Genomic DNA, 7704 nt, shown 5'->3' on the forward strand with positions numbered 1-7704 from the left:
CGTGGTCATCGAGGCGACCGGGAACGCCGATGTGATGGCGGCCGCGTATGCCGCCGCCCGGCCGGCGGGTCGGGTCGTCTATGTCGGGGTTCCACCCGCGGACGCGGTGGTGGCGCTGCCCGCCGCCCGGCTGCCGCGTGAGGAGAAGATCATCACCGGCAGCTTCTACGGCGGTGCGGTGCCGCTGCGGGACTTCCCGCTGGTGATCGACCTGTACCGGTCGGGGCGCCTCAAGCTGGACGAACTGGTCGGGTCGGTCGTCCCGCTGGCCGAGATCAACACGGTCTTCGGCAAGCCGAGCAATGCGGCCCGCAGCGTCATCGACTTCGCGCTGGACGCCTGAACCCCGCATCAACGATTTTGAGAGGTGAGAATTGCAGTGATCAGGATTGGTGAGTCATTCATCGGCGAGGGCGTCAACGCCGCCCACACCAACGTCGTCATCGGCCCGAAGGACGGCCCGGCCGGACAGGCGTTCGCGAACTCCCTGGCCAGCCCCTCGGTCGGCCACGAACCCTTCATGGTCGTGGTGCAGCCGGGGGTGCCGATCAAGCCCTTGACCCTGTTCGTGAACAAGGCGGTGATCGACGGCGAACTGCACGGCAACGCCACCTGGGGTGCCGCCCAGGCCGGTGTGGCGGTGGGCGTCCACCGGGCAGTGGTCGAGGGTGCGCTGCCCGCCGAAGCGCCGGACGATTGGGTGGTGGTGGCCGCGATCTGGGTCAACCCGTCCTGCGACGACCTGGATGAGGTCTACCGGAACCAGCGGGACGCCGCCCACCAGGCGATCGTCGCCGCCCAGCGCGGGTTGCCCAGCTGGGGGCAGGTCGACCTGGCGGCCGCCGCACCGCGCAACCCCTTCTACACACCGAAGGAGGTCTGAGGTGGCCGAGCCCTGGACCGATGCGCTGGCCGGCGTCCCGCTCGACCTGCTGCTGGACGGCCAGTGGCAGCCCCGGGACGACCGGTTCGGTGTGCTGAACCCGGCCACCGGCGCAACCATCGCCGAGGTCGCCGACGCATCGGTCGCCGATGCCACGGCGGCCCTCGATGCCTGCGACCGGGTCGGCGGGCAGTGGGCCGCGACCAGCCCCCGGCACCGCTCCGACATCCTGTGGCGGGCCTACCAGCTGATGCTCGACCGCATCGAACAGTTCGCGGCCCTGATCACCTTCGAAATGGGCAAACCGCTGGCCGAATCACGCGGTGAGGTGCAGTACGCAGCCGACTACCTGCGCTGGTTCGCCGAGGAGACCACCCGCATCCACGGCGAGTACCGGGTGGCACCCCAGGGCGACAGCCGGATCATCACCATGCGGCAACCGGTCGGCCCGTGCCTGCTGATCACGCCGTGGAACTTCCCGCTCGGCATGATCACCCGCAAGGTGGCCCCGGCCATCGCCGCCGGTTGCACCATGATCGTCAAGCCCGCCCACGAGACCCCGCTGACCTGCCTGCTGATGGGTGCCGTCTTCGTCGAGGCGGGCGTCCCGGCCGGGGTGCTGAACATCCTGCCGACCAGCCACTCCAGCCAGATGTCGGATGCGCTGCTGGCCGACCCGCGGCTGCGCAAGCTGTCGTTCACCGGGTCGACCGGGGTCGGCAGCACCCTGCTCAAGGGTGCCGCCCGCAACGTGGTGCGCACCTCGATGGAGCTGGGCGGCAACGCCCCGTTCATCGTCTTCGACGACGCCGACCTCGACCAGGCGATCGAGGGCGCCATGGTGGCGAAGTTCCGCAACGGTGGTGAATCGTGCGTCGCGGCGAACCGGATCCTGGTGCAGCAGGACATCGCCGAGCGGTTCAACGCGGCGCTTGCCGAGCGGATGCGGTCGGCGGTGGCGGCGGACGGATTCGACCCGGCGGCGACCGTCGGTCCGGTCATCTCCGACAAGCAACGCCGGCACGTCGATGCCCTGGTGCAGGACGCCGTGGCGTGCGGCGCTGAGCTGCGGGTCGGTGGCGCGGCGCGTCCGGGCGACGGGTTCTTCTACGAGCCGACGCTGGTGACCGGCGTGCCGGTGGCGGCCCGGATCAGCCGGGAGGAGATCTTCGGACCGGTGGCGGCAGTCAGCACGTTCGCCACCGAGGCCGAGGCGATCCGGCTGGCCAACAACACCGAGTTCGGGCTGACCGCCTTCGTCTTCACCAACGACCTGAACCGGGCGATCCGGGTCGCCGAGGCGCTGGAGACCGGGATGGTCGGGCTCAACCGCGGGCTGGTATCCAACGCGGCGGCCCCGTTCGGCGGCATCAAGGCGTCCGGGATCGGCCGGGAGGGCGGCTTCGAGGGAATCAACGAGTACCTGAACACCAAGTACATCGCCTTGGACGCCAGCCTCTTCTGACCACCGGTAACCGCGGAATCCGCATCCGGTACGCGGCACTCCAATGCGCCCACGGTCTGCAGACCGTGGGCGCTGGAGCGACACCTGTCAGTGAACCCGCATCGAGTCGGCTCAGGAGAACTGGTCGATCAAAGTGATCACACCGACCGCGAAAATGGCGATGGCCGAGACGGCGAAGTAGATGTTGACCAATCCGCCATCACGGATACGTGGGTCGGTCTGCTCACGTCCCAACCAGACAACAGCCACGACGATGGCCATCAGCCAGAACGCGTTGATGATGCCGGCGATAACGACCATGGTCAGCGGAGCGGCGATGACCAGGGCGAAGGCGCCCCAGACGATGGGCAACCCGACCATGAAGATTCGCAGCCACCGGTCGCGGGCCTTCTGGTCCTGCCATTGGAAAGCACCGAACACGGCGAGGGTGTTGGTCATTTGCCGGGCGAATCCCGGGGTGTTGGCGAGGATCGTCTTGAACAGGGTGACGCCTGCGCCGATGAGGAAGAAGATGCGCGCCCACTCGCCGAGGGTGTCGGTGAACATCCTGGAAAGCGTGTTGATGACCTCGGTCCCGGCCGGTTGGAGACCCTGTGGATGAAGCACCGAGGCGCCGAGCATGTAGAAGGACACGGTAGCGACGGTGTACACGACCCAGGACAGCCAGGCGTCCTTCTTCATCACCGAGATCCAGCCGCGGGCACGCTCTGCCCACTCTTCGGAGCCGTCGTTCGGGCCGGTCCAGGCGGCATAACCCTTCTCGACGCACCAGTAGGTGTACTTGGTGATCTCGTCAGCGCCCACACCGGTCCAGCCGAAGGCCGCCAAGGCAAGACCCATTACCCCTGCCGAGATGCGGAAGGTGAGTCCTTGGCCCACGTCTGCAAGAGTCCAGGCGAACGGTGTGAAGAGCAGACCGACGACCAGCGCGACAACGCTGGCGGTGACGAGAACCACGAGCACGGTGCAGATCTTCTCCACGACGTTGTAACTATTGGAGAAGTGGATCCCGATGGTCGCTGCTGCCAGCATGATCACCCAGAACGCGAGCGATGACGCCGACAATGGCTCGCCGATAACCGGCAGCGCCATGGAGAAGGCAAAGGCGCCACCACTCAACACCCCTGCCTGACCGATGAGGCCCTGGGTGAAGTTGAGCAAACCGGGGTATGACAGCCAGCTCTTGCCGAACAGCTTCGGCGGCACGTCGTTGTAGCCCGTGACAGCCGGCTTGCCCGTCGAGATCGTCCATCGAGCAAGCTCGATTTGGACACCTACCTTGACCAGCGTCGAAACCAGGATGATCCACAGCAGCACGAAGCCGACCCGCGCACCCAGCGAGGTGGTGGTCAGAAGCTCGCCCGATCCGACGACGGCTGCGCTGGTGACCATACCCGGGCCGAGGAAGCGGATGGAGGGTCGCCAGCCCTTCGGTGGTTGCTAGATCTTGCTGGGGTCGAGTATGTAGGGATCGGTTTCGATGACCCCTCGGGAGGACTCCTTGCCTGAGTTCGGAATATCGGGCGCGGGCACCAGGATGCTGCGCGTTGTGTCTGCCATTTCGGTCTCCGTTTATGAAGGTGAGTGATGCAGGAGTGTTATCGCCGGGGGTGGCAGCCCGCAGTGAGGAGACGGATGCCAGTCGCCTCAGGGGGGAGATGTCTCCAGCGGCTGATACACGATATAGCCTCTACGATACGTAACGTCAAACTGATCTCGATTCCCTCTACAAGGCCGAGTCTGTGCGCACCACGGTCTTACACGAAGGGCCCTACCAAACCATCGCCGACGTCGAGTACGCCACCGCCGGTTGAGTCGACTGGTACAACAACCGGCGCCTGCACAGCCACCCTGGGCAACGTGCCCCCAGTAGAGTACGAACAGCGCTACTACGCGACCCTCAACCGAGAGCCGCAACCCGTATAGCAGCCGCACAAGAGCCTGATGCGCTCCAGAGCCCGCCACGCGGTTCCCCCACCCGGCTGGATCACGGTCTCAAGAGACCATAGGAACAACGGCGTCACCGGGCGGCCACACCACCATTCCCAGCTCGGAACGGGCGGCCCAACAGGGCCACTTTGGCTAGACCGGAATGCGCTTCACCACGCAGGCGGGCAGATTGCGGTAGACCGCAGCGATCGGGGTGAAGATGGCAGGTACCCGGATGAGGGCTCGCCCGGCGCTGAGCGCCCGGACCGTGACCCGGGCCACCTGCTCGGGCGTGGTGGACAGCGGCTGGCGACGCCGGCCGGCCGTCATCCGGCCAACCACCACACCGGGGCGCACCACCAGCACCTGCACGCCGGCGTCGGCCAGCTCGACGCCGAGCTGCAGGTAGAAGCCATCCATTCCGGCCTTGGTCGACCCGTACACCAGGTTGCTGCGGCGCACCCGCTCCCCGGCCATCGAGCTCAGCACAATGAGTTGGCCGCCGCCTTGGGCCGACAGCCGCTGCCCGAGCAGCACGCCGACGCTCAGCGCACCGACGTAGTTGGTCTGCACCAGCCGCATGGTCGCAGCATGGTCACGCCACGTCTCCCGGTCGCCCAGCACCCCGAATGCCACCACCGCGACGTCCACCCGCTGCGCGAACGCCTGGTCGAGCGCTTCGGCGTGAGTTTCCACGGCCCGGGCGTCGAAGTCCAGCCACTCGACCTCGGCGGCGCCGGCGTCCCGGATCTGCTGCAGTGCGCCGGCCCGGTGCGCCGAGGTGCGGCGGCCAGCCAGCAGCACGCCCGCCGGTGTCGGCTGCGAGGCGAGCAGCTGCGAGACGATGGCCAGGCCGATCTCGCTGGCGCCGCCCAGCAACAGGATCCGCCTCATCGGTGCTCCCCCCAGAACAGTCGGCCCACCACCTGCGCGGCGTGCCGGGCAGCCTTGGCCCAGTCCTCCATCAGCTGCGAGGCCTGGCCGTGCTGGTAGCCGAGCAGCATCGCCACCGACGCGGTCTCCCGCGGGTCGGAAGGCAGCTGGTCGGAGGCCCGGCCCCGCACCAGCATGGTCTTGTTCCGCAGCTCACTGGCCAGCCGCCAGGCCCGCTCCAGGGCGGCAGCGTCTGCGGCGTCCACCAGGTCGGCCACCCGGAGCGCCCGCAGGGCGTCCAGCGTTGACTGCACCCGGAGCTCGGGCAGCCGGCCGGCGTGCTGCAACTGCAGTAGCTGGACCGTCCACTCGACGTCACTCAGCCCGCCCGGACCGAGCTTGAGGTTCTGGCCGAACGACGCCCGGGTGGCCCGCTCGTGCTCCATCCGGCCCTTCAACCTGCGGATCTCGACGACCTGGGCCGGGGTGATGCCATCGGCCGGGTAGCGCCGGAAGTCGAGCTGACCGAGCAACTCGGCCACCAGACCCCGGTCACCGGCGCCGTAGCCGGCCCGCAGCAGCGCCTGCGACTCCCAGGTGCTGCTCCACTTGCGGTAGTAGGCCAGGTAGCTGCCCAGCGTGCGCACCATCGGGCCGTTGCGGCCGTCCGGCCGCAGGTCGGCGTCCACCTCCAGCGGCGGTTCCGGCCCCGGCCCGCCCAGCATCGACCGCACCCGGGCCACCACCTTGTCGGCCCAGGCGAGCTGGTCGGGGCCGGCATCATCGGGTACCAGGAAGATGGCATCGGCGTCGGAGGCGTAGCCCATCTCCTGGCCACCCCAGCGTCCCATCGCCACCACTCCGAGCGGCAACTCGGCCCCCAGTTCGGCGACGGCCAGGTCGAGCGCGGCCTGGACGGTGGCGCCGGTCAGGTCGGAGTGTCCGCGGCCCAGTGACTCCAGGTCGATGGTGTCGAGGACGTCCCCGGCGGCCAGCCGGAACAGTTCTCGTCGCCGCACGCCGCGGACTGCGGTGACCGCCTGGTCGGTGTCGTCGCTGTGCCGCTCGATGACCTTCCCGAGCGCGTCGGTCAGGTCGTCGCGGGTGCGAGGGCTGGCGATCTCGTCGGCGCCCAGCAACTGGATGACCGACGGGTCGCGCCGCAGCAGCTCGCCGATGTAGCGGCTGGCGGACAGCAGCCGGGCCAGCCGCTCGGCCAGCCACCCCTCGTCCCGCAACGCCCGCATGTACCAGGAGGTGGTGCCCATCTCGTCGGACAGCCGCCGGAACGACAGCAACCCCAGGTCGGGGTTCGGGCCCTCGCTGAACCAGCGCAGCATGGCCGGCATCAGTTGCCGCTGGATCTCGGCGGTGCGGTTCAGGCCGGTGGTCAGCGCCTCGATGTGGCGCAGCGCCGCGGTCGGGTCGTTGAAGCCGAGCGCCCGCAACCGGTCGGCGGCCGCCTCCGGAGACAGCCGCAGCTCGTCGCCCGACAACCGGCTGACGGTTTCCAGCAGTGGGGAGTAGAAGACCCGCTGCTGCAGCCGCTGCACGTTGCGGGTGACCGAGCGCCACTGCTGCCACAGCGCCGGCCCGTCCTCGGCGTCCACCTGCCGGGCCAGCCTGCCCAGCTCCGCCGGGTTGTCGGGCATCAGGTGGGTGCGGCGCAACCGGAAGAGCTGCTCGCGGTGCTCCAGCACCCGCAGGAACCGGTACGCCTCGTCCAGCTTGCGGCCGTCGACGCGTCCGATGTAGCCGTGCTCGACCAGCGCGGCCAGTGACTCCAGCGTCCCCCGCAAGCGCAGCCGTTCGTCGATGCGGCCGTGCACCAGCTGCAGCAACTGCACCGTGAACTCGACGTCGCGCAACCCGCCTGCCCCGAGCTTGATCTCGCGGTCGCGGTCCCTGGCCGGGATCAGCGAGATCACCCGCTGCCGCATCGCCTGGATCTCGGACATGAAGTTCGGCTGGCCACCGGCCTGCCAGACCATCGGCGCCACCATGTCGACGAACTGCTGTCCCAGCTCCAGGTCACCGGCCATCGGCCTGGCCTTCAGCATCGCCTGGAACTCCCAGTTCTTCGCCCACTTCTGGTAGTACGCACGGTGGGACGCCAGGGTGCGCACCAGCGGGCCGGCGTTGCCATCCGGGCGCAGCGCGGTGTCGACCTGCCAGATGGTGCCCGCCGCCGAGTGCCCCGAGCAGACCCGGGCGGACGCGGCCACCAGCCTGGTGGCCACCTGCAGCGCCTCGTCCACCGGCACCCCGTCGGCCGGCTCGGCGACGTAGACCACGTCGATGTCGGACAGGTAGTTGAGTTCCCGGGCGCCGCACTTGCCCATGCCGAGCACCGCCAGCCGGACCCGTTCGTGGCCCGGCACCTGGGCGCGCGCGATGGCCAGTGCGGACGCCATCACCACGTCGGCCAGGTCGGCCAGGTCTTCGGCCACCTCGTGGACGATGGCGGCGGGTTCGGGATGGCCCAGGTCGCGGGCGGCGATCCGCAGCAGTTCGGCCTTGTTCGCCAGCCGCAGCCGGTCGGCCGCCTCGGGGT

At 68.9% G+C, this 7704-nt stretch carries 6 protein-coding genes and 1 pseudogene; 4 read left to right on the forward strand and 3 right to left on the reverse strand.

Annotated features, from left to right (window positions below):
- The 3 genes from WBL05_RS06435 to WBL05_RS06445 form a co-directional block, all read left to right on the forward strand.
- Window positions 1–343, forward strand: a 343-nt coding sequence (locus WBL05_RS06435) for a zinc-binding dehydrogenase (protein WP_424224565.1), incomplete at its 5' end; no start/stop codon positions are given.
- 24 nt (window positions 344–367) lie between these two features.
- Entirely contained in the window at window positions 368–883 is a 516-nt protein-coding gene (gene fae, locus WBL05_RS06440) for a formaldehyde-activating enzyme (protein ID WP_424224566.1), read from the forward strand.
- Window position 884: 1 nt separating this feature from the next.
- Window positions 885–2348, forward strand: a complete 1464-nt coding sequence (locus WBL05_RS06445; protein WP_424224568.1) for an NAD-dependent succinate-semialdehyde dehydrogenase — start codon at window positions 885–887, stop codon at window positions 2346–2348.
- 111 nt (window positions 2349–2459) lie between these two features.
- Here WBL05_RS06445 and WBL05_RS06450 read toward each other — a convergent pair whose 3' ends face one another.
- A complete protein-coding gene (locus tag WBL05_RS06450) occupies window positions 2460–3740 on the reverse strand; it encodes an Nramp family divalent metal transporter (protein ID WP_424224569.1) in 1281 nt (426 codons plus the stop codon).
- 323 nt (window positions 3741–4063) lie between these two features.
- On the opposite strand from WBL05_RS06450, the pseudogene WBL05_RS06455 reads away from it, so the two are divergent.
- A pseudogene (locus WBL05_RS06455) lies at window positions 4064–4274 on the forward strand (integrase core domain-containing protein); the annotation flags it as partial.
- A gap of 156 nt (window positions 4275–4430) precedes the next feature.
- Here the strand turns inward: WBL05_RS06455 and WBL05_RS06460 are convergent.
- Together WBL05_RS06460 and WBL05_RS06465 are read right to left on the reverse strand one after the other, a co-directional pair.
- Window positions 4431–5171 (reverse strand): decaprenylphospho-beta-D-erythro-pentofuranosid-2-ulose 2-reductase, encoded by a 741-nt coding sequence (locus tag WBL05_RS06460; RefSeq protein WP_424224571.1) that lies wholly within the window; start codon window positions 5169–5171, stop codon window positions 4431–4433.
- A partial coding sequence (locus WBL05_RS06465; protein ID WP_424224573.1) for a bifunctional [glutamine synthetase] adenylyltransferase/[glutamine synthetase]-adenylyl-L-tyrosine phosphorylase occupies window positions 5168–7704 on the reverse strand: 2537 nt, incomplete at its 5' end. The genes WBL05_RS06465 and WBL05_RS06460, both read right to left, overlap by 4 nt.

The sequence above is a fragment of the Brooklawnia sp. genome, from assembly GCF_049651565.1.
GTDB lineage: Bacteria > Actinomycetota > Actinomycetes > Propionibacteriales > Propionibacteriaceae > Brooklawnia.